General features: G+C 42.4%; 15 protein-coding genes and 1 CRISPR repeat array. Of the genes, 5 read left to right on the top strand and 10 right to left on the bottom strand.

Features of this window, described 5'->3' with window-relative positions:
* Positions 1–62: 62 nt before the first annotated feature.
* From ABWW58_RS15950 to ABWW58_RS15920, 7 genes are all read right to left on the bottom strand, one after another.
* Entirely contained in the window at positions 63–218 is a 156-nt protein-coding gene (locus ABWW58_RS15950) for a hypothetical protein (RefSeq protein ID WP_353870066.1), read from the bottom strand.
* Positions 219–488: 270 nt separating this feature from the next.
* Positions 489–11,276: a CRISPR direct-repeat array (repeat unit 29 nt; unit sequence ATTTCAATACATCCATGTTCTAGTTAAAC).
* Between the two features lie 287 nt (positions 11,277–11,563).
* Positions 11,564–12,796, bottom strand: a complete 1,233-nt coding sequence (locus ABWW58_RS15945; RefSeq protein WP_353870142.1) for an MFS transporter — start codon at positions 12,794–12,796, stop codon at positions 11,564–11,566.
* A 1,057-nt stretch (positions 12,797–13,853) separates the two neighbouring features.
* Positions 13,854–15,038 (bottom strand): trans-sulfuration enzyme family protein, encoded by a 1,185-nt coding sequence (locus ABWW58_RS15940; protein ID WP_353870065.1) that lies wholly within the window; start codon positions 15,036–15,038, stop codon positions 13,854–13,856.
* A 333-nt stretch (positions 15,039–15,371) separates the two neighbouring features.
* Positions 15,372–16,502 carry a glycosyltransferase gene (locus tag ABWW58_RS15935; RefSeq protein ID WP_353870064.1) on the bottom strand — a complete coding sequence of 377 codons (1,131 nt, stop codon included), beginning with the start codon at positions 16,500–16,502 and terminating at the stop codon, positions 15,372–15,374.
* Positions 16,483–17,670: a glycosyltransferase family 4 protein gene (locus ABWW58_RS15930; protein ID WP_353870063.1), complete on the bottom strand. Its 1,188-nt coding sequence runs from the start codon at positions 17,668–17,670 to the stop codon at positions 16,483–16,485. Before ABWW58_RS15930 ends, ABWW58_RS15935 begins: the two co-directional genes overlap by 20 nt.
* A 257-nt stretch (positions 17,671–17,927) precedes the next feature.
* Entirely contained in the window at positions 17,928–19,148 is a 1,221-nt protein-coding gene (locus ABWW58_RS15925) for a peptidase U32 family protein (protein WP_353870062.1), read from the bottom strand.
* Positions 19,149–19,171: 23 nt separating this feature from the next.
* Positions 19,172–20,080 carry a peptidase U32 family protein gene (locus tag ABWW58_RS15920; RefSeq protein ID WP_353870141.1) on the bottom strand — a complete coding sequence of 303 codons (909 nt, stop codon included), beginning with the start codon at positions 20,078–20,080 and terminating at the stop codon, positions 19,172–19,174.
* A gap of 198 nt (positions 20,081–20,278) precedes the next feature.
* Between ABWW58_RS15920 and ABWW58_RS15915 the strand changes: the two genes are divergently transcribed.
* Positions 20,279–21,142: an NAD(P)-dependent oxidoreductase gene (locus ABWW58_RS15915; RefSeq protein ID WP_353870061.1), complete on the top strand. Its 864-nt coding sequence runs from the start codon at positions 20,279–20,281 to the stop codon at positions 21,140–21,142.
* A 52-nt stretch (positions 21,143–21,194) separates the two neighbouring features.
* Here the strand turns inward: ABWW58_RS15915 and ABWW58_RS15910 are convergent, their stop codons facing one another.
* The 3 genes from ABWW58_RS15910 to ABWW58_RS15900 all read right to left on the bottom strand — a co-directional run bounded on the left by ABWW58_RS15910 (position 21,195) and on the right by ABWW58_RS15900 (position 23,127).
* Positions 21,195–21,659 carry a hypothetical protein gene (locus ABWW58_RS15910; RefSeq protein ID WP_353870060.1) on the bottom strand — a complete coding sequence of 155 codons (465 nt, stop codon included), beginning with the start codon at positions 21,657–21,659 and terminating at the stop codon, positions 21,195–21,197.
* 3 nt (positions 21,660–21,662) lie between these two features.
* Positions 21,663–22,619: a mannose-6-phosphate isomerase, class I gene (gene manA / locus ABWW58_RS15905; protein ID WP_353870059.1), complete on the bottom strand. Its 957-nt coding sequence runs from the start codon at positions 22,617–22,619 to the stop codon at positions 21,663–21,665.
* A gap of 88 nt (positions 22,620–22,707) precedes the next feature.
* Positions 22,708–23,127, bottom strand: coding sequence for a YjdF family protein (locus tag ABWW58_RS15900; protein ID WP_353870058.1), 420 nt, complete (start codon positions 23,125–23,127; stop codon positions 22,708–22,710).
* 231 nt (positions 23,128–23,358) lie between these two features.
* On the opposite strand from ABWW58_RS15900, the gene ABWW58_RS15895 reads away from it, so the two are divergent.
* From ABWW58_RS15895 to ABWW58_RS15880, 4 genes are read left to right on the top strand one after another with little or no spacing between them, the layout of a single operon-like run.
* A complete protein-coding gene (locus tag ABWW58_RS15895) occupies positions 23,359–23,946 on the top strand; it encodes a TetR/AcrR family transcriptional regulator (RefSeq protein WP_353870057.1) in 588 nt (195 codons plus the stop codon).
* Positions 23,946–24,260, top strand: coding sequence for a carboxymuconolactone decarboxylase family protein (locus ABWW58_RS15890; RefSeq protein ID WP_353870056.1), 315 nt, complete (start codon positions 23,946–23,948; stop codon positions 24,258–24,260). Before ABWW58_RS15895 ends, ABWW58_RS15890 begins: the two co-directional genes overlap by 1 nt.
* Positions 24,257–24,505 (top strand): zinc ribbon domain-containing protein, encoded by a 249-nt coding sequence (locus tag ABWW58_RS15885; protein WP_353870055.1) that lies wholly within the window; start codon positions 24,257–24,259, stop codon positions 24,503–24,505. Before ABWW58_RS15890 ends, ABWW58_RS15885 begins: the two co-directional genes overlap by 4 nt.
* Complete coding sequence (locus ABWW58_RS15880; protein ID WP_353870054.1) at positions 24,498–24,752, top strand: TfoX/Sxy family protein; 255 nt, start codon at positions 24,498–24,500, stop codon at positions 24,750–24,752. The genes ABWW58_RS15885 and ABWW58_RS15880 overlap by 8 nt, the downstream gene beginning before the upstream one ends.
* Positions 24,753–24,839: the final 87 nt, after the last annotated feature.

Here is a 24,839-nt window from a genome sequence, read left to right as displayed (position 1 = left end):
ATCCAGCTATTTTTCGACACATACTACTATTTTTTTGTTATGTCCATAAATGAAACGCTCATTTAAAATGGTCCTTTTCTTTTAAAGAAATTAATCCATTCGTCTAATGTGGAGCGAGATAAACTATATTTTTTGATTATCTCTTTTTTCTCTTTTCCTAAAAAAAACTGGCTAACGACAAGATTTTTAAACTCAGGTGAGTATGTTCTCTTTCCCATTTTTTATTTACCTCCTCTATAAAATCACAATTTAATTCCGAATTATAAAAAATATGAAAACATAATATACATCCATGTTCTAGTTAGATGAAAAAATAATACTATTGAAAAAATAATACTATTTTTCAATACGTTAAACGTTAAAAAATCTATATTTCTTTATATATTAATTTCACCCTTATATTTTGTCAATATTCTAATAAATGTAAATTATAATTTTCAGCGCTGGTTTAGTAAAATAATAGCGAATGAGAAACTATGAGTGAGCAAAATTCAATACATCCATGTTCTAGTTAAACCTTGTTACTCAAGTTACGATGCTTGGCAATATGGAATTTCAATGCATCCATGTTCTAGTTAAACTGTCTACGAGTGGCAGATCATCTGCTCCGTTTGCCAAATTCAATACATCCATGTTCTAGTTAAACAAAATACTCGTGACGTTTTGCGATGGCAGTACTCAATTTCAATACATCCGTGTTCTAGTTAAACCCGCAACCGGATCGGGTCCGGCGAGCTGGTACCAATTTCAATACATCCATGTTCTAGTTAAACGCTGAATACCCAGCTCCCAGAAGCGGGCTAGATTTCAATACATCCATGTTCTAGTTAAACATTATCATTTATCGCGGACGTCCAGCAGGCTGTTGAATTTCAATACATCCATGTTCTAGTTAAACTGACATTGAAGGTCTTGAAATGCTCAGGGAAGCATGATTACAATACATCCATGTTCTAGTTAAACTGGGTCAGTTTGGCAGTTATAGCCATCCTCTGAGTAATTTCAATACATCCATATTCTAGTTAAACTTTCCGCGGCAGAGCCGACCGGCAATCTGACAAGCGGATTTCAATACATCCATGTTCTAGTTAAACACGTCCTTCCATTCTGACCCATTCCATAAAAAAGAAATTTCAATACATCCATGTTCTAGTTAAACTAAGCCAAGTGTGACCGGTGCGAGTGGTGAACTTTTGAATTTCAATACATCCATGTTCTAGTTAAACGCGGTCAGTGGAAGGGGATTAAATGCAACATTCCATATTTCAATACATCCATGTTCTAGTTAAACACCCTCTTTTTGGTTGGCTCGATGCTATATATGATTATTTCAATACATCCATGTTCTAGTTAAACCACAGAAGAATTTATCAAGACGAAAGTCAATCTGCTATTTCAATACATCCTTGTTCTAGTTAAACAGCGGTCAGTGGCAGGGTATTAAATGTAATATTCCTTATTTCAATACATCCTTGTTCTAGTTAAACTCGCCTTCAAATGCTGCAATAATTTTCTTAACCGTATTTCAATACATCCATGTTCTAGTTAAACATATTATCGCAATCAGGATGTCCTAGATGCTGCCATATTTCAATACATCCATGTTCTAGTTAAACTCCTCCATTCCGAGTCACCCCATTTATTTTATATATAATTTCAATACATCCATGTTCTAGTTAAACACTTCCTGCGTCCCTTAGAGCGGTTGAAAAGCAGATATTTCAATACATCCATGTTCTAGTTAAACAGATTTTCGTATTCCCTACAGCCTTGACCGCTGAAGATTTCAATACATCCATGTTCTAGTTAAACAAATGTCCACGCACAAAACAAAGTACAAGACATTTAATTTCAATACATCCATGTTCTAGTTAAACGGTTTTTTTCGTGCTTTGGAAGTAACGAAAAATCAATTTCAATACATCCATGTTCTAGTTAAACAAGACGGGGCGCAGCGTATTTAAACGTTTTAAATCCCATTTCAATACATCCATGTTCTAGTTAAACCAATATGTTAACTAGTTAAAAAGCTGATCTAACTATATTTCAATACATCCATGTTCTAGTTAAACATTGCCTTGCCCCGGTAGAGCCATCGTCATGACCAAATTTCAATACATCCATGTTCTAGTTAAACTGATAGGAGCGGAACGAAGTGGAAGCGTATATCATATTTCAATACATCCATGTTCTAGTTAAACGCCGATCGCGCGAAAGCTGGCCGAGGACCTTGGCATATTTCAATACATCCATGTTCTAGTTAAACCGAAACAGATAATGATACGATCGCTGATATTGCTCTATTTCAATACATCCATGTTCTAGTTAAACGTGACACGACGTTCCGCAGTCAGACCTTCATAATATATTTCAATACATCCATGTTCTAGTTAAACTATCTCCCCCGGTGTACATTGGATTGTCTCTCGATCAATTTCAATACATCCATGTTCTAGTTAAACCTATTTGGCTCTCAATTTAAGAATTTATATACGCAAATTTCAATACATCCATGTTCTAGTTAAACGGAACTTAAAGACGATGTAAATGTGTAAGAAAAATAATTTCAATACATCCATGTTCTAGTTAAACGATGTTGTGACGTTCAAGAGCAATCCGGATGTGTTTATTTCAATACATCCATGTTCTAGTTAAACCCGCGGCTGCGTTGCTTGTTCCCGACCGACCGAACGAATTTCAATACATCCATGTTCTAGTTAAACCATCTACCGGAAACCAACGAGTGGCGATCTTTCCGATTTCAATACATCCATGTTCTAGTTAAACATTACCAGTTGACTCATCTTTTGGAGCGAGGGCATAATTTCAATACATCCATGTTCTAGTTAAACCAACAGTGTCGTCACTAGTGATGGGAACATCGATCATTTCAATACATCCATGTTCTAGTTAAACCTATTGACTGTCTCTGTACTCATCACATCTTCTTCGATTTCAATACATCCATGTTCTAGTTAAACCGTGCGATCGTAGCGGGGACAGGCACAGGAAAGATAATTTCAATACATCCATGTTCTAGTTAAACTACTGCGTCTGCCGATCATTCGTCCCGATCATCACAAATTTCAATACATCCATGTTCTAGTTAAACGCAGATGTAGATGCCCTCTGCTGCCAGTTTCTTAAATTTCAATACATCCATGTTCTAGTTAAACAATGATCTGCGATGCTTTGGGGATCGGTCGTAGTGATTTCAATACATCCATGTTCTAGTTAAACCAGAAGGAACTACTTCAAGACCAAGTTGATAGAAATTTCAATACATCCATGTTCTAGTTAAACACGGCTTGCGTCGGTTCTCCGCGACAAGCGTAGAATATTTCAATACATCCATGTTCTAGTTAAACCAACATCCGCAGGATCAAGCGATAGCCAAAGCGGTATTTCAATACATCCATGTTCTAGTTAAACATAAATACTAGAATGCCACATACCATTTGAACAATATTTCAATACATCCATGTTCTAGTTAAACGCGCACGGTCTCATCTTATGTGGCTTGGCGAGGATATTTCAATACATCCATGTTCTAGTTAAACTTTAACCCCGATATGTGGCACGGACGGAGGCTTAAGACATTTCAATACATCCATGTTCTAGTTAAACTCTGCTTGACGACGGTTTAAAAGCGTTGTTTCCTTATTTCAATACATCCATGTTCTAGTTAAACCAGAGACCAGATCGGCAACGATATCACTCATTGATATTTCAATACATCCATGTTCTAGTTAAACGAGTACGGCGTATGCCCAAATTAACGCGCCAAACTAATTTCAATACATCCATGTTCTAGTTAAACTCGGGCGGCGAAGCCTTCACCGAGCTTATGACAATATTTCAATACATCCATGTTCTAGTTAAACCTTAACGCGATATTTCCCGTTTGCGCTTCGACTCTATTTCAATACATCCATGTTCTAGTTAAACACGATTACAATTTGCGTGTTTCATATAACCAAGATAATTTCAATACATCCATGTTCTAGTTAAACGGTTCCCATTTCCATGTAAAGTGCGCCAACTTTAATGATTTCAATACATCCATGTTCTAGTTAAACGTCTCAAGAGAGCCTTTCAACTGTTCAACGGTTCCTTATTTCAATACATCCATGTTCTAGTTAAACCTCTTTTCTATTGCAAAAAAAGGAGCGTGACCAAAAGATTTCAATACATCCATGTTCTAGTTAAACGACGGATTTTCGCTACCCTGAGCATATCGAGAATATATTTCAATACATCCATGTTCTAGTTAAACGATCGACACGATTGATTGGGCAGAAATGCTTTGCATATTTCAATACATCCATGTTCTAGTTAAACCCTACAGCTTGGTTTAAATCCGGACCACTTGGACAAATTTCAATACATCCATGTTCTAGTTAAACCTCCGTTCTGTGCGAGTATGGCTTGCTGTTGCTTAAATTTCAATACATCCATGTTCTAGTTAAACAGTCAACGGCGAATCACAAGACCGTGCTGAAATTTATTTCAATACATCCATGTTCTAGTTAAACGCAGTTTGTAGAGGGCGAAGATGATGGTTTTGGCGGATTTCAATACATCCATGTTCTAGTTAAACAGCTGCTGCTTCATCAGCAATAGCTGCCGTGATGGTATTTCAATACATCCATGTTCTAGTTAAACAGAGCGCGCCGATTAATACAAACCGGCGCTCTTGTATTTCAATACATCCATGTTCTAGTTAAACACTGCCCTGCCCCGGCAGAGCAATCGTGAAAAACATATTTCAATACATCCATGTTCTAGTTAAACAAGATTCAACTCGATTGATTCGAGTACGCATTCTGAATTTCAATACATCCATGTTCTAGTTAAACACAAACTTCTTTTCTACCCCATTAACCGTAATTGCGATTTCAATACATCCATGTTCTAGTTAAACAATGATGGAAGTCCTTGAATCTGGTCAGATGCTTCTATTTCAATACATCCATGTTCTAGTTAAACTGGATAGCACGACTGGCGAAATCGTTGCCATTCGAATTTCAATACATCCATGTTCTAGTTAAACATACTTTCCAAACGCTAAATTGCTTCAGCCCAAAAATTTCAATACATCCATGTTCTAGTTAAACACTAAGCAATTCATTTGAGCGTCGTAGAGCGTTGCCGATTTCAATACATCCATGTTCTAGTTAAACGATAGGGATTAGGCATCCTATTGCGCCGCATCCCAATTTCAATACATCCATGTTCTAGTTAAACCGTGATCGGTGCATTAATCGTTATCGCTCTATTTTTATTTCAATACATCCATGTTCTAGTTAAACGGCGGCTGTCGGTACTAGTGGCCAGCTTGTGCAAAAATTTCAATACATCCATGTTCTAGTTAAACTTCCGGTGTCCACTGTGGGCGGTGCCACAGTGCCGAATTTCAATACATCCATGTTCTAGTTAAACAGAGCCTAGTACAGCAAAGCATTCTGAGAAACCAAATTTCAATACATCCATGTTCTAGTTAAACCTTATGAAAAAGATCAACTAAGTAGGTGAGTTTTAATTTCAATACATCCATGTTCTAGTTAAACAGCCATCGGTAATCATTTCAGTTGACGCGATGACCGAATTTCAATACATCCATGTTCTAGTTAAACACGTCTTTTGATTTTTCACAGATACCGAACACAAATATTTCAATACATCCATGTTCTAGTTAAACTATTTTTTGTGTTTGGCGAGGAACTCCATTTTTCATATTTCAATACATCCATGTTCTAGTTAAACCTTCTTCATAACACGCTTCCGGACCTTTTTCCCAAATTTCAATACATCCATGTTCTAGTTAAACTAATTCGCTCATATTTAATTCTCCTCATATACCATATTTCAATACATCCATGTTCTAGTTAAACATTATTTCGCATCATTTATCCCGCTCCCATTGCGCGATTTCAATACATCCATGTTCTAGTTAAACTCTGATGGGGGACATCGAGCGGAATATGGCTACGGAATTTCAATACATCCATGTTCTAGTTAAACGTAAACTTCTCCATTTGGAGCAACATGGACTCCTTCATTTCAATACATCCATGTTCTAGTTAAACTATACCAAGGTAACCCATTAGCAAGAATAACTTCTTCATTTCAATACATCCATGTTCTAGTTAAACGAGTGATTCCACTTACTTATGGTCGCCGGTTAGTTGATTTCAATACATCCATGTTCTAGTTAAACTATTGATAATCTTAAAGATGGAGAAGTCATTACTATATTTCAATACATCCATGTTCTAGTTAAACGGACGTACAGAATGCATGGACAAGCGAGGCGCTTGTATTTCAATACATCCATGTTCTAGTTAAACTTTCAAGATTTATTATACTCCGGAATGCGGTGGTAATTTCAATACATCCATGTTCTAGTTAAACACTCTACAGCGCTGTGTATAAGGTGAACGGAATCGAATTTCAATACATCCATGTTCTAGTTAAACGTTTCAAACAGAAATGTGATGAGGTCGGCGTATCAAATTTCAATACATCCATGTTCTAGTTAAACGAAGACTATCTGAAGCTATGCCCTGATCTAACCACATTTCAATACATCCATGTTCTAGTTAAACATTAGATCAAGTAAATCATTAACTGCGTCTATCTTATTTCAATACATCCATGTTCTAGTTAAACCGCGGCCGATAGCAGAGATATCCTGTAAAAGCTTCAATTTCAATACATCCATGTTCTAGTTAAACTATGGAAAGGAATTAGTACAGACGAGATTCAGCGATATTTCAATACATCCATGTTCTAGTTAAACCAAAGGCGTTGATGCCATGGCAAGATCTATGTCCAATTTCAATACATCCATGTTCTAGTTAAACCAATGCGCCACACGTTGTAGCAGCTGAAGGAGTGCTATTTCAATACATCCATGTTCTAGTTAAACTAATAACATTTTTCCAAGTTGACGTATTTGTTTGTAAATTTCAATACATCCATGTTCTAGTTAAACCGTCGGCGGTCATGTGGGCCTTGGTATCGTCTCGAAATTTCAATACATCCATGTTCTAGTTAAACAAAATGAGTGGGTGTATAAAATGGATCCTTTAAAGGATTTCAATACATCCATGTTCTAGTTAAACAAATCGCTCGTCTTGCACGCGCCGAAATAGAAAAAGATTTCAATACATCCATGTTCTAGTTAAACCGTTACTATGTTTAAAACCTCCGATTTGTGGTACAAATTTCAATACATCCATGTTCTAGTTAAACATGGCTTAACATTGCCCATCATCGCCGGATATGGTGATTTCAATACATCCATGTTCTAGTTAAACCTCAATCGGCAAAGATCGCCTCATTCCGCTTACCATATTTCAATACATCCATGTTCTAGTTAAACTCAAACGTTATCTCGCAAACATCAGCTAGGCTGCCATATTTCAATACATCCATGTTCTAGTTAAACTGTTCCCCGACGAGTACAATTTGCCGTTGCAAACGAATTTCAATACATCCATGTTCTAGTTAAACGATTCGCCCTGCATTGAGCGCAAAAGAGTTAATCGTATTTCAATACATCCATGTTCTAGTTAAACGTTAATCATCATGCTGAATCATATGAAGTTGACGCATTTCAATACATCCATGTTCTAGTTAAACCTCTACTGCTTTGAGTATTCCGCAGGAAGAGATTCTATTTCAATACATCCATGTTCTAGTTAAACGTCTGACTAACGTCCGGAACGTAGCGATTAACGAGATTTCAATACATCCATGTTCTAGTTAAACGTTCACCACTCGCACCGGTCACACTCGGCTCATTGTATTTCAATACATCCATGTTCTAGTTAAACTGCCGCCCCCTTCGCCCGTTCGATCCGGGCTTTCAGATTTCAATACATCCATGTTCTAGTTAAACCAATTAATGTGACGAATATGCAGGACGAGCTTTGGAATTTCAATACATCCATGTTCTAGTTAAACAGCTGTCAAGGGAACATCAGACGTCCTATTTCCACTATTTCAATACATCCATGTTCTAGTTAAACGATGCTCTCTGAATTTGTTGGTGTACTTATGGATCATTTCAATACATCCATGTTCTAGTTAAATGCATTCTCTTGGTTTAAATTGAACGCCTCGACGAAATTTCAATACATCCATGTTCTAGTTAAACTCGTTCGTTAGCTGTTTGCTGTGCATCCTGTTTCAATTTCAATACATCCATGTTCTAGTTAAACGGTTATATGCCTGCCAAGACGCTTACCGCCATCCAAGATTTCAATACATCCATGTTCTAGTTAAACGTTGTGGCAGATGGAAGAATATAAGAACGTAGCACCGCATTTCAATACATCCATGTTCTAGTTAAACGCCAAGCGGTAGGACTTTCAAATGTTTCAGCCGTAGCATTTCAATACATCCATGTTCTAGTTAAACGATTAACGCACTGATCGCTCCGGCAGTGCAGGCGATTTCAATACATCCATGTTCTAGTTAAACACTATCCTCCCTTTGATGAGATAATTATACATTATATTTCAATACATCCATGTTCTAGTTAAACGGATTGCAAGCCATTGCAACGCGCGTCAGCACCGGATTTCAATACATCCATGTTCTAGTTAAACCGGCCGTCCATCACCGATAGATGCACCCGCTTATCGTATTTCAATACATCCATGTTCTAGTTAAACTGAGTTTTTGAATACATTTATCAAGGACATCCACTTATTTCAATACATCCATGTTCTAGTTAAACACTGGTGTCGATGCAACAGGAACATTCCAGGCTTTATTTCAATACATCCATGTTCTAGTTAAACATCCACAGACAATGTCGGCTACGTCACTGAAACGTAATTTCAATACATCCATGTTCTAGTTAAACGGACAAGCTTGTGATTAATGAAGATGAGAAGCAAGATTTCAATACATCCATGTTCTAGTTAAACAAGTACGTGCCTAAGTTCTTCATATCGCCGCGGTCAATTTCAATACATCCATGTTCTAGTTAAACTCATATTTCTGCGAAAACTCGCTAAGCACTTTACTCATTTCAATACATCCATGTTCTAGTTAAACCGGTGTGAATCCCTACTCTTACATCCCCATTGCTTAATTTCAATACATCCATGTTCTAGTTAAACAAATACCTGGCAGACGGAAGTTGTGTTGCAGAACTATTTCAATACATCCATGTTCTAGTTAAACGGTATTCGGTGCGCTGTCGTCGCTGGGCATTATCCAATTTCAATACATCCATGTTCTAGTTAAACCAGGCTATCAAATACGCCATCAATTACTTTAACCTTATTTCAATACATCCATGTTCTAGTTAAACGCACGGTTTCGCTGTCTATCCAGGGACGATATTATATTTCAATACATCCATGTTCTAGTTAAACTCTTGCCGCATTTCATCAACTTCGACTTTGGAATAAATTTCAATACATCCATGTTCTAGTTAAACATTTTTGCTCCATTATCGCACCCGACACGAATGTAATTTCAATACATCCATGTTCTAGTTAAACTGTATTTCTGTGGCATGTCCTTCGCCTCCTTGTCTGATTTCAATACATCCATGTTCTAGTTAAACTTGTTGGACACTGTGGTTTGCAGACCGTCAAGAGTTATTTCAATACATCCATGTTCTAGTTAAACGTTCATGTATTCCTGCAGCTTGGTATACGAATCATCATTTCAATACATCCATGTTCTAGTTAAACTCAGGTAATACATGCAAAAAAGCCGTTGCTTATCGGATTTCAATACATCCATGTTCTAGTTAAACCAGGGATTTGCTCAGCGTAACTTTTGGGCGGCTAAATTTCAATACATCCATGTTCTAGTTAAACACTAAGGGGGTAACAAAATGGACAATCAAGAGATCAATTTCAATACATCCATGTTCTAGTTAAACCGTCCGCAACGACAGCCACGCCGTTGGCTTCAATCTATTTCAATACATCCATGTTCTAGTTAAACGTAGACAGCTAAAGCGAAGGAAGGAGATCGGACAGCATTTCAATACATCCATGTTCTAGTTAAACCCATAACGCGCATCAACCGAAAGCACTGGTGTATACATTTCAATACATCCATGTTCTAGTTAAACTTATTTTTCTCACGACCATTTTTAATTAGATAGCCGATTTCAATACATCCATGTTCTAGTTAAACGTTTAACTTACCAGCTGCATACTGCTTATCAAGCGTATTTCAATACATCCATGTTCTAGTTAAACTCATTTTCGTGCGATTTTCCGACATTTAATTGATCATTTCAATACATCCATGTTCTAGTTAAACACCGGCGGGAGAGTACGATTTCACAGTTTCAAAGTTATTTCAATACATCCATGTTCTAGTTAAACCGTTAACGAATTAGCTGACCTGCTCAATAAAAAATTATTTCAATACATCCATGTTCTAGTTAAACGCGTGTGCTTGTCCTGGCACATCGTGGCGAGTTACTATTTCAATACATCCATGTTCTAGTTAAACAAAAGAGACCCGACAACAACGAGGTGGACTAACTGAATTTCAATACATCCATGTTCTAGTTAAACCTTGTCGTACCTCGTCGATCTTGATGGATAGCTGCATTTCAATACATCCATGTTCTAGTTAAACCCTGCCGTGTGGCTTCCGGCAATTCGGATACTCTCAATTTCAATACATCCATGTTCTAGTTAAACGGAAGCCGACACGTACGATTACCTCTGTGAAGCATTATTTCAATACATCCATGTTCTAGTTAAACTCATCCGGAAAGACGCGGTAGCTTGTCCAACCCTGATTTCAATACATCCATGTTCTAGTTAAACCAGCAGCAGAAGCAAGCGAACCGATGGGATGGTGAAATTTCAATACATCCATGTTCTAGTTAAACTATGACCCTCATCGTTAATGCCGACCGACTTGAGATAATTTCAATACATCCATGTTCTAGTTAAACGATTGCCTGCGCATTCTCACTGATTGATGTCTCTGCTATTTCAATACATCCATGTTCTAGTTAAACGGATTGTCATCGAATTTCTTATGCTTCGTGTCCCAATTTCAATACATCCATGTTCTAGTTAAACCCATACAATAAACGGTTCCACTTGGACTTTAAAGATATTTCAATACATCCATGTTCTAGTTAAACCAGCAGATTGCGAAGGCGGGGCACGATCATGCCATAATTTCAATACATCCATGTTCTAGTTAAACCAATTCCTGGACCGTATCGAATACCTTCACTTTGTCATTTCAATACATCCATGTTCTAGTTAAACACCGACAAAATAAGGCTTTTTATTTGATCTACGATCTTATAGTAGCTGATGGATAGGGTTATTTCAATTATTTTTCTAACTAATTGAGTTCGTTTGCTGATTTACGGATTAGTATGTATAAATCCTTTAGTACCAACAGAAAATCAGGATGACAGACAAAATAACTTAGAAAATTTATGCTGTTTTTTCTTGATCTCAGCTAAAATCGTCTATAAATTCAAAACCCAGCATCTTATCCGAATCAGATGCTGGGTTTAAACTTTTCTCTAGTTAATTCGTTCTTAGATTTATTCCTCCAACTCCGCTTCAATATACGAAGTTTTTGACGACTCTTGCATGCGCCAGTAGACGATCAAGCTGACAAAGACGCAGGCGGCCACGTAGAAGAAGAACATGGTTTCGATGCCGATGCTCTTGAACCACAGGGCTACGAATTCGGCGGTACCGCCAAAGATGGCGACGGTCAATCCATAAGGCAGACCGACACCGAGCGCGCGGATTTCGGTCGGGAACAGCTCGGCTTTGACGATCGCGTTGATCGAGGTATAGCCGGTGACGATGATCAGACCGAGCAGCATCAATAGGAAGGCTGCGGTTACGCTATGCGACGCGCGCATGAGTAGGAACAGTGGCACGGTCAAGACGCTGCCGCTGATACCGAAGAAGAACAGCAGCGGTTTGCGGCCGATTCGATCAGACAACATACCGGCGAGCGGCTGCAGAATCAGAAAAATGAGCAGTGCGACAAAGTTGATGATGCTGACAACTTCCTTGTCGAGTCCTACGGAGTTGATCATAAATTTCTGCAAATAGGTCGTATAGGTATAGAATGCGACCGTTCCTCCGAGCGTCAAGCCGACGACGGTTAGAACCGCTCTCGGGTACTTCATCAAAGCTTTAATGGTTCCCGCATTCTTCTTGGTTTTTCCGGACATTTTCTTGAACTGGTCGGATTCATCCATCGACAGTCGCAGCCACAGAACAGCAAGTGCTCCGAGCGCTCCGATCACGAATGGAATGCGCCAGCCCCATGCTCTCAATTCAGCTTCATTAAGTGATAATTGCAGAATGATTTGGACGCCGAGTGCTACGAGTTGTCCGCCGACCAAGGTTACGTACTGGAAACTGGAATAGAATCCGCGACGTCCTTTGTTAGCCATTTCCGACAAATAGGTTGCAGAAGTGCCGTATTCACCGCCGAGCGACAATCCTTGGAAAAGTCTGGCTAGGATAAGAATAATCGGTGCGAAAATACCAATCGTTTGATAGTTTGGTGTCGCGGCAATGATGAGCGAACCGCCCGCCATAATCAAGATCGATAGTGTCAGAGCGGCGCGGCGGCCATGACGGTCGGCGTAGCGCCCCATGATCAGACTGCCAATCGGCCGCATTAAAAAGCCAATCGCAAAAATTGCCGCTGTATTCAGCAGTTGTGATGTTGTGTCTCCTGACGGGAAGAAATCCGTTGAGAAGTACACTGCAAAAGCGGCATAAACATACCAGTCATACCATTCAATCATATTGCCTAAGGAACCTTTAAGAATATTTCCCGCGATTCGACGTGAATCCACGTGTTCTACAGGCTTAGCATCAGCCACATGAACATCTCCTTTAATCAGAACTCTCAATTGCCAACCGGTTAATATAATTAACGTACAATTTGGTGAAAAAAATATCCATGATGATCTGTCCACCTATGTATGCTTACTGTACCGAAAGCTTCGCCACAAGTGAAACAATTCGCTTATATAATCGCCATAAATCTTGAGGTCGCTCTGCGAGACATCTTCTTTCATCAAACTGTTGATTGGAATTATTATTCTATTTTGTTATCATTACAATAACATAAAGATCATAATTTAACAGCTTATTTGTTTTAATTTATAAAAATAAATTTCCAGTTGGTTCACTTGACTAAAAAATAATTTTGCATTTCTAAATAGGAATTAGCGGTTTTGAATCATCAAGCTTGTCTTGAACAAACAGTTCTAGTTCACGAATCATTTTGATCCTTGATTAAGTAACATGGCCGGAATAAAATAAGCGGAATTTTTCCGTCTATTCAAGCTATTTTTTCATTAATTTTCTAAATAAGCGGAATTTTTCCGTCTATTTCTTAGATTTGGCGCTTAACTAATCGCCCATCTGAATCTTACGACCTTTATCTTCGTACCGGGCAAGCCTGATCCTTTGCCATTAACCTTGCGCGCTTGTGCAACACTCCAGCTGCTCGCTTGCCGCGGGCGATCCGGGAGCCTCCTCGAGCGGGGTCTCCCCTGGCTCGCTGATGAGGCCACTGAAAAACTGTCGATTCTCAAAAAAACGTACTTTTTTGGGGGTCAAAAATGTCTCCCCATATAGAAAACGTCGCTTAGAAGCAGATCTGAGGGCTCGCTTTTCATCTGCGAATTTTTGATTTTAAAATTTTGGACTTTTTCAGTGGCCACTCGCTGATCCCGCAGGAGTCTCGCGCTTTCGTGTTTGGTTTTCACTTTATTACTAAGCCAAAAATCTAAGACTTTCTTATCTTGCAACAAAAAAAGAACCCTGAATTGGGTTCCGCCATATCGCTTTAGTTCACAAGCCTACTTTATCAAACGCTTGTGTTAAATCTTTAATAATATCATTTGCGCTCTCAAGTCCGACGCTAAAGCGCAGGAATCCGCGCTTGCGGAATTCCTCAGGATAGTAATTAATTCGTTCATCATCCGGACCGGTGTAGACGATTAAGCTCTCGTCATGTCCGATCGAAACGGCGGAGATGATGAGCTGCAATGCGTTCACAAAATCATTGTGACGCGCGACGTCGCCATCAATGCCAAAAGAGAGAACGCCGGAGTACAATCCGTGCATCTGTTTCTTGGCAATCGCGTGCTGCGGATGGCTCTCAAGTCCCGGATAAGCGACGAACGTGACTCCGGGATATGCTTCAAGGAATTGGGCGACTTTTAGCGCCGTTTCACTGTGTTGCTTCATGCGCAGCGGCAAAGTCACGACACCGCGCGTGATCAGCCAGGCATTGAATGGGCTGATTGCCCCGCCGATATTAACCATTGCTTCTCGTTTTATTTTATCAATCAATTCGGTTTTTCCAATCACCGCGCCACCCATTGCGTCTCCATGTCCGTTTATGTACTTAGTTAGACTGTGAATCACTAGATCAGCTCCGAGTTCGAGTGGTCTCTGGATATAAGGAGAAGCAAATGTGCTGTCAACGGAAACAAGAGCGCCTGCTTCATGGGCAAGTTCGGCAATTGCGGCGATATCGCTGACACGTGTGGTTGGATTTCCAGGAGTCTCCAAATGGATTAATTTTGTATTCGGACGAATCGCTTTTCGTACCTCTTCCACGTTCGAGGTATCTACAAGCGAAACCTCGACGCTGTATTTATCCGGAAAATAGTCATGAAGCAAGCGGTAAACCGCGATGTAAGAAACATCCGTGCAAATCACATGTGCGTCTTTATCGATAAAACTGAAGAACACACCCGCCAAAGCGGCGACACCGGTGGCGAGCACAACACAATCTTCGCCGCCTTCGAGTGATGCCAGGCGTTCCTGCAAATACAACTGGTTTGCCGATGTCGTCCGCGTATAAATGATGTTGTTCGGATCACTCCAATTAAGTGTCGACGCGTCATCCGGCAGCCGGTAGCTGTTCGCCATCGTGATCGGCCTGCGGATCGCGCCTGTTTCCTTGTCAATGTCGTTACCTACATGAATGCAGCGCGTCACAAAATCTGAATCGTTAAAATTGGCCATTCATTTGTCCCCTTTCACTACCCGATTCCACCATAGAAGCATGGTCATCTTTTCCTATAAATCCATCGTATGAGCCATCTGTATAGAAGTCAACCATTATTCATAGTATTCAACTGTGTTTTTGCTATTTTTTTATCAACGGATCCCGCGTAATCCAGTTCTACGTAGACTGAGCCGCGTGTTAATCGTTTCTTCTATTATAAGAAACGTGAAGGTTTTCCTTCTTTAAAATCAGCCTCTGTCCTTCTCGAGAAAAAAGCGCAAAAAAATAATGCACGTAATCTATTTTTTCAATAGATTCGGCATATCAATTCATTTTTAACATGCATCAAATTAAAAGGTTAGCTCATGATTCTCAACGAGGGCATCTTTTTCCCTCATGGTTCGCCGGTAGATCAGTTCCGTCATCAGATAAGCAATCGTCGATTCGGCTCCTTGATTTTGATTGACACCTTTTTGTTCCAAACCGTCACGACATCCGCCGTCCGTTGCGTCCGCCAGCGAAGCGTGCAAATCATTCGCGCCGTAAAACCAATCCCGGCATTGTCCCAAGATTCCAAGATATTTTTCAGGGTTGCCGAGTAAGCGAGCGGCTTGCTCGGCTGCGAGTGCCAGTTTCATCACTTCTAACGGTTGCTGATCCCACCTGCTGCACTGTTTCCGCGTGCACCACCCCTGATTGCCGATTGGATGAATCAGTCCGTCTGCCATCGTCATTTTCTCGATTAGAAAATCAAGCGATTCATTAGCGATGAGCAGGGCATCACTGTTTCCAGTTACTTGGAACGATTGAAAAAGCGCCCAAGGCAGTACGCCGTTGCCATAGGTCATGGCATGCTCAAACCATCGCCAATCGGTATCTGAATTTTGTTCAAACAGAGCCAGTAATTTCGCTTCAAAAGACTGAACACGCTCCGGTGCTTCTTGCCGAATAAAATTTTGGAACTCTGGAACCCCGCTCAATTCATTGCTGCGGGCCAGAAGCAAACTTGCGGAAGAAAGCGCATAGGCTATCCCGCGTGAATGGTTCATCGCATCCGCCGCTTGAAACGCTTTTTGGAAGAGCATCGCTGCGGCGAATCGACTGTCCGGATGAGGTTGAGTCAAACTGGCAACCGCGCAGGACCAAAGCGCGCGACCAAGGCAGTCATCGGACGGCTGTTCCGCTTCCGGAGAACGATCATAGGCAAAATTATTATGGAAGTGACCGTCCGGCTGCTCGGCGTATTCAAGAAATGATAAATAGATTTCAGACAAACGAACCAGTTGGACCGCTTCCTCTGTCGCTGCCGGATCATCTGCCGCAAACCGCTGCCATTCCGATACGAGCCAAAGCGCGCGGGCATTATCATCCGTTGAGTAGCCTTCGCTGCGACGCGGAATGTTGCCTAATGCATGCTCAATGAGTCCGGTATCATCGGTCATTCGTCTCAAATGCGTCAACTTAATTTTGGATTCTGGCAATCGTGTCCACCCCGGTTGACGGCTGTTTCATTGCTGCTTCCGCGAATATCTGCTTATATTTTTTACCGACTTGCGGCCAGCTCATCGACAGTCCAACGTGTGCCATTTTCGTTTGATAATCGGTGCGTAAGGCGTCATTGAAGAGCAATGTGTTCATTTTATCCACCCATCCTGCTTTGTCCTCATAGGAAACAAATAGCTCTTCATAGCCCTTAAGCAGATCTTGAGCGTAGCGATACGGGGTTGTCAGCACCGGTCGACCAAGCCCGATCGCGTATGCCAACGTGCCACTTGTAATCTGGTCAAGCCCCGGATAAGGCGTAATATATAGATCACAGGCTGTGATGTAGTGAACGAGATCTTGCTCAGTCATGAACTCATCGATCATCTGCACATGATCTTCCAAATGAAGCTGACGGATCAACGATTTAAGTTCATTACGATAAGATTCTCCTTCCTGCTTCTTCACATTCGGATGGGTCTGACCAATGATCACATAGAGCGCATTCGGTACTTTTTTCACAACCTCAGGAAGCGCGCACAGTACGGCTTCTATCCCTTTGTTGCGGCTTAGAAAACCAAATGTCATAATCACTTTTCGGTTCGTCCAGCCAATTTTCCCTCGGAAATCCGAACGCTTCTTCATATCCGGAACGGGTGTACCGTGTGGAATGAACGCAATTTTATCTTCACAGATCTGGAAAGCGTTTTTTAAATAGGTGATGGCTTTGTGATTCATCACCACAATCCTGTCGCTGCGCGCGACCAATTCACGTTGAATGGACGCGTACGGTTCTTCGGGGTGTTTGAAGACGGTATGGAACGTGGTGACGAGCGGTTTCTTAAGTGTACGGACGAAATCGAGAATGTATTCGCCCGCGTTTCCTCCAAAAATACCAAATTCATGCTGCAGCGAAACTGCTAAAACCGCGCTGTGATTCAACTGCTCTGCGATCCGCGTATAATCGGATCTGTTTTCCCGCTCAATGGCCCAGCTTGAGAACGGATCTTCCGGATACAGTGTGTCCTTGTCTTTGATAATGACAACGGGATCTGCGAGAGAATCACGTTTGGCTTTCTGCACATTCTGTCTCAAATGATACGTGTATGTGGCGATGCCACACTTCTGCGGTAAATACGTACTGACATAAGCTACCTGTTCACTCATATCGAAAATCGCACTCCTTTAAAATGAAATTCAATAGTGATACAGGAAATGTGGATTAGCACTCATCTTATGCGACTGCTAACAATAGCGTAGTCTTTTTTTTCGGAAAATTCAAGAGCAGGGAGACGGCAACCCTATGATTGAGGCAAGCCCTATGCCGCTTCAGTCAATGGTATCCGGCAGTTCAAATATAATTTAACAATAATTAAACCCCTCCGCTCACTTGTTGTGAACAAAGGGGTTTCTCAACAATTTATTTATTTTTTCCTCATCAGAAAATAGGGCTCAACAGGTGCGTCGACTGTCATCGTCACGGTCATCATCGGATTCGGAGCACGGTCAATCGGCTCTCCGTCCTCATCCCACAAGTCGCGGACTGTTTGTTTGAAATGGGTAAAACCCGGTCCGTAAAATTCGACCTCTTCACCGATGCCAAAATTATTGCGCTGCTCAAGTGTGGCGATATGCGTATCCGGATCATAATCCAGTACCTGAGCGGCGAATGTGTATTTCGGAATCGTACGCGGCTTGCCAAAGAGTTGTTCTTTCTCCGTCGGCACACCATAATAAAAACCGGTCGACAGATCACGCTGAGCGACTTTCCAAATCTCCTCGTCCCACGCGGGATCAAAGCTGAAATGCTCAGGATCGTCACAATAAGCGTCAACCGCGTTGCGATACACATTGGAGACTGTCGAAACATAATGAATCGACTTCATGCGTCCTTCAATTTTGAGGCTGTTCACTCCGGCATCAATCATATCCGGCAGATGATGGAGCATTGACAGATCAACAGCACTCATCGAAAACGGCTCGCCATCACGCAGGTGCGATTTTGCCTCACCATTATCCATGTCAAACAGATCGTATTTCCAGCGGCAGGATTGAGCGCAGCCGCCTCTGTTCGCGTCGCGATTCACCATATGATTGGAGAGTGTGCAGCGCCCGGAATAAGCGATGCACATCGCCCCATGGACAAAAGCCTCAATTTCAATATCTGTGTGGCGTCTCATTTCACGAATTTCTTCAATACCTACCTCTCTAGCAAGTACCACCCGCTCAAGTCCTATACTCTTCCAGAACTCAAGTGTTTTGTAGTTAGTCGCCGATGCCTGTGTCGACAGATGAATCGGGAGACCCGGGGCGGCATTAAAACAGACAACAATAAGTGCGGGATCCGAAATGATGACCGCATCCACACCAATTGATTTCAGTGTCTTGAAAAAGTCGTCCGCACCCCGAGCGTCGCCTTCATGCGTCACCATGTTGGCCGCGACAAATACCTTGGCTCCTCGGTCGTGGGCGAACGCCACGCCTTCCGTCATTTCCTCATAGGAGAAATTTCCGGCGCGTGATCTCAGCCCGAATGCTTGTCCGCCAATGTACACCGCATCCGCTCCATAGCGGATCGCCATTTTCAACTTTTCCAAATTGCCTGCCGGAGCCAGTACTTCCGGCTTATTTTCAATCTTTTTCATCAGCTTTCTCCTTCGTCATGCAATTAATGAACGTCCTCAGGACTTTTCAAATAAAATCCGGTTCCGAGCGGCCGTTGCTCAGGCTGAATCTTGGCTAACCGGTTGCAAAAGCTCTCCGCGATAAAATTCCCCGCATCAATCGATCGCCGCGCCTCGTCAAAAAGGGCAACAATTTGCACGAATTGATTGCCATGACACAGTACACCATCGAGTTTCCAAGTATCAAGTCCGTTTTCAACCATCAATTTCAGCTGGCCCATCAATGACAAATCTTCAGTCGAAAAGATATGTGTTCCTTCCTCATCCTCAACGATTGGATACTGGCTGTTCTCATTCTTGGGATCGCGCAAGTAGAGTTCGCCGGATTTCTCAGCCTGATCCGCTCCGCCTGTGTACTTAAAATAATTGGTTAAGAGCGGACGCCCGGACTGATGAATACAGGTCGGCCCATAGACCTGAACCTCAATCGGCTGTTCCAGCATCTTCTGCATGGTGATCAATTCTTTTAACGTCAATTCTCGGGCAGCGACCGCGCCGCACGCCCCTTGTCCAACCCAAAACGCGAGCTGCTCCGCCGACGTAGCCAAGGTTCCGCCGTCATAGATAAATTGCAGAGGAAAACCAAGCTCTTTAAGGACAAAAATTGCGCCGGGATCACCAATGGAGAGTGTATCTACGTCAAGCTCCGCTAGTTTGGATAAATAAGGAGTCAATTTTTTAATTTGCTCGTTGTGCATCAGCGCGTTGCATGCCACAGTCACCTTTTTCTCACGTTGATGAGCAAGCTTGGTGATTTGGCCGATTTGTTCTAAATCAAGTGACTCCGGCAGCCGCAGCCCAAATGGGTGTCCGCCCACATAAAGCCTGTCCGCACCGGTGTCAAGCAGCGCTTTCGCCTGTTCGTACGATTCTGCAGTAGCAATGATTTCAATCAAAACAATACCTCCGTATCAAGCATTCCGTATCGTCCATTATATCACGATCCCCCTCATAGCAACCCTTGATATAAGGCAATTTAATGTGTATCGGTAAAAATGTGTGCTATTCTGACTGTAGGAATTGGATACAGACATTAGTTCTAAAATAAGCGCTGAATCGCAACTGTTCGGCGCACTTAAGGAGCGACACAGATGATTGGATTTATTGGTATCGGTATCATGGGCAGCCGGATGGCGGGCCGATTGCTTGATGCGGGGTATGATTTGATCATTTACAACCGTACCCAGTCGAAAGCCAGACCACTTATTGACAAGGGCGCACAATGGGCGAACTCACCGCAGGAGGTTGGTGAGCAAGCATCGATCATAGTCACGATGCTGGCAAATCCTCAGGCGGTTGACGCTGTCGCCTACGGCGGCAACGGACTGCTTGCAGGAATGAAAAAAGGCGCGCTTTGGGTCGACAGCAGCACGATCAGCCCAACTCAATCGGCAAAACTAGCGGGCGCCGCAAAGCAGGAAGGCATTCGCTTTTTGGACGCACCGGTTGCCGGTTCAACCGGACCCGCTGAGAAAGGCGAATTGATTTTCTTTGTCGGCGGTGACAAAGCAGATGTTGCCGAAGCACGGCCACTGCTCGATGTGATGGGAAAAGAAGTGCACCATAAAGGGCCAAACGGTACCGGAACAGCAATGAAGCTTGTCAACAACTTGATGCTTGGACAAACCGTTGCCGCTTTCTCCGAGGCGGTCGCTTTTGGTGAAAGCCTTGGTTTGGACAAGACCGGCGTGATCAAATCACTCTTCGCCGGTCCAACTGCCGCGCCGATTCTTCATTTCAAAGAAAACAAAATAATGAAGGAAGATTTCGAGAATGCCGATTTTAAAGTGAACAGTATTTATAAAGATATGGAACTCGCTTCCGAGGAAGCCTACGCGCATGGTTTTGCGCTGCCTCTGTCAAACTTGGTTAAAGCAATGTACGGCCTATGCCAGCAGCAAGGTAAAGGTGACTACGATTTTGCGACCATCTATGATTTTCTAAAGAAAAAATAATTCAACAGGTGGAAAAACTGGAGTGAGAGATGATCCCTCGCTCCAGTTTTTATTAGACACAGCTGCGTCTTTTCCGCCATTTTTTACTGACGGCATGCTTCTTTCGATCTCCGCTTGATTTCAACGTGATCTGCAGTGACGCGCGTTTTATTTTTTCTTTTAAATCGAGCATAGGCTCAGGATCAATCAATACCTTCACATGATGCTTTTTAGCAATCTCGGCAGCTTGAAGCGCTACGCCGACAACCGCATCCTGCAGCAGCAAAACAGCGCTGCAACGCGAAATGACTTTCTCGGCAGCAGTCCAATTTTTCTTCTCATTTTCAGCGTCAATCCCATTAAAAAAGAGAACGCGCGCGTCACCTTGACTGCTCAGGCTGATCATTGATTTCTTTTTTCTGCGCCGTGGTTTGGGCTTGACTTGCTCAGAGACCGCTGAGGCTGCCTGACTTGGAAAGTCGTGAGTACATGACGCACCGATCACTAAAATGGTCGATTTTTTACGCTTGGCACCCATTAATTATACCGGATTCGAAACGATCAAATCCGCGGTTCCGAAGATTTGCAGTGTTTGAACGTCCGCCGGTACAACAAGGTGATCGCCTTTTTTCAAATCATAGCTTGAGCCTTCAATTTGAAGCTTTCCTTTACCATCAAGCACACTCACTAGCAGGAACGGCCAGTTTTTCTTAATCGGTTCCGTATGGCCGCGTACTTCCCAGTGAGAAACAGTAAATAGGCTCTCCCGTAATAGTTCCGTGAACTTCGCTTCTGCTTCCTGACGCACATGATAAGTTAATTCAGGGTCGACATGCGGACAATTCGCGACATCGATTGATTGCTGAATATGCAGTTCGCGCGGTTTTCCGTCCGCTCCTGGTCTGTCATAGTCATAGACGCGATAGGTTGTGTCCGAGCTTTGTTGTGTCTCAAGAATCAGGCAGCCGCCGCAAATCGCGTGTATGGTCCCGCTTGGCACATAGAAAAAGTCGCCTGGTTTTACCTTTACACGACGCAGCAGGCTGTCCCATTTTTTCTCGGCAACGGCCTTGCGAAATTCTTCTCGCGTTTGTGCCGTATGACCGTACACAATTTCTGAATCCGCATCACAGTCAATAATGTACCAGCATTCCGTTTTGCCGAATGGCACATGTTCCTTAGCCTGCGCATAAGCGTCATCCGGGTGAACTTGCACGGAAAGATCTGTGCGTGCGTCAAGAATTTTGGTCAGCAGTGGGAAATCATCTCCGGCATAATTGTCGAATAATTCTCGGTGCTCCGACCATGCGTCGGCTAGCGTTTGCCCTGCGAGCGGACCGTTCTTGATCACAGCCGGACCGTTCGGATGTGCCGAAATCCCCCAGCATTCGCCGGTTGTCTCGCTCGGTATGGTATACCCGAACAAGTCGCGCAACCGCGTGCCGCCCCATATTTTATCGTGAAGCGCCGGCGCTAGAAAAAGTGGTGTTTTATCCATCTGTACTCGTCCCCCGTTCTGTTCAATCCGCCTTTATTATACCATGCTTTTCTGATACAAAATGGTTGCGCTTTACTTTAGCAGTAAATCAGGCTTTCCCGCGATGCCTCAGCCTGGCTTTCTTTTTTCTCAGCTGATACTTTTGTTTCTCTAAGATCTCTCTTTCTTCCTTTTTGCGCGAGCAAGTTAATTTCTTTTTTTGTTCAAATGTCTCTTTCAACGCTTTTTGCGCTTTGGTTCCGATACCTAGACTCCGGGACTCTTTTTCAGCAATCCGTCTTAATCGCTTTGCATTGATGCGTTTACGATGATAGACATTCTCTTTCTCTAAAGCAACGGGCAGGCTGCGATCAACCAGTCGATTCAAGTCGTGAAGAACAAAAGATAAAAGATCAGGATTGCTCGGCTCCGGTCCGAACACATGCCGCACGATTATCATCCGTCCATCGTTCTCTGCTTCAACAACACCGACCCAGTACTGTCCATCGAAATACACGGTTAATTTCATAGAAAACGCCTCCTCTGTTCTTTCATGAAATGACGGACATCCCGAGGAGGGAAGGATACTGATATCATCATTGATACATCCGGACTACCAACCGGATCGTGTTTTTTCATTTCAAGGATAATTGAAGCATTTCAAAAAGATGCTGTCAACGCCGTTTGCTGACCGATGACTTGCGAATTTTAAACAACAGATTTATAATGACTATACAGTCAGTGAGTAAGGAGTCAGTTAATGAATAAACGAGAACACCAAAGACAACAGACACGTACAGCAATTCTTACTGCCGCCGAACAGGTTTATGCGATCCATGGCTTCATACGCCCATCAACACAGATGATTGCCAAAGAAGCCGGAGTCGCTCATGGCACTGTTTTTCTCCATTTTCAATCACAGGAAAAATTAATCCTGGCAGTGATTGAAAATCTGGGACGGTCGTTGACCTCACAAATTCATAAATCATCAGAACCGGGACATTCCCTTAACGAAGTTCTGCAAACACATCTGGATGCGATTGAAGCGAGCGAACCGCTTTATACGCATTTGATCATGGACCTGTCACAATTGCCGGAGGAAGCGCAGCAGACAGTGATCGGTATTCAATCGGTAATTGCCCATCATTTGGATCAAGTCATGAATCAATTGAAGAAAGAGAAAAAAATAAAGAATCTCAGCTTTTCTTTCCTGTTCAATACATGGATCGGACTCGTTCATTACTATCTGATGAACCGCAGGCTGTTTGCACCACAAGGATCAGTCCTCGCCGTTTATAAAAATCAATTAATCTCAAATTTTTTAACACTTCTGGAGGCGAATGGTTAATGAATACAATGGAATTCTTCATGACAGAAGCGCCTGAAGCCGCGCAAGCTTTTAATAATCTCATCAAGTCTCTATCAGAATCTACAGGACTGGATTCAAAAACAAAACAGCTTATCTATATCTCCATGAAAGCATCACAAGGAGATACTGCTGCTGTAACAGCCCATACCCACATGTTGAAAAAGCTTGGCGCTTCGCGTGATGAACTAAAAGAAACAATTTTAATGACACTGACCGTATCCGGAATTAAAGGCGTTGCAGCCTGCCTGGAACCGGCGCTTAACGTGTTTGATTCGGAGGCTGATGAAAAATGAAGCAATGTATTGCATGCGGCATGCCCATGAAAAAAGCTGACGATTATCCACTTGGCGACACAACGAAGGACTATTGCAAATTTTGCGCGCGGCCAGATGGAAGTATGCAAAGCTATGATGAAAAACTGGTGTCTATGACCAAGTTCATCGTAAGAACCCAGGGGCTCAACACCAATGTCGCTCAAAAATCAGCAGCATTCATGATGAGTAAGCTACCTGCATGGAAGAGCGCTTCTGATGACTGATCTATCTAGTCTCCCTAACATCGGACAGGTCCTTATTAACGAATTGCGCCAAATTAATATTTGCACTGCGGAAGAATTGCGAGCTACAGGGAGCGAGCACGCCTATCTCGCTATAAAAGAAAATGATCCGACTGCCTGCCTGTGCAAGCTCTATGCACTGGATGGAGCAATTCATGGAATTCGCTGGCATCTGCTGCCTGCCGACAGAAAAAAAGAGTTAAAAAAATTTTTTAATGATCATTATTGAACCGGGTAAATGGTTATGAATAAATAAAAACATGAGTAAGCAGCTGCTCGCTCATGTTTTTTGTCCCATCTATTTATCTACAAATTA

The organism is Sporolactobacillus caesalpiniae (genome assembly GCF_040513385.1).
Lineage (GTDB): Bacteria > Bacillota > Bacilli > Bacillales > Sporolactobacillaceae > Sporolactobacillus.
This window is presented reverse-complemented; position numbering and strand designations above follow the sequence as displayed.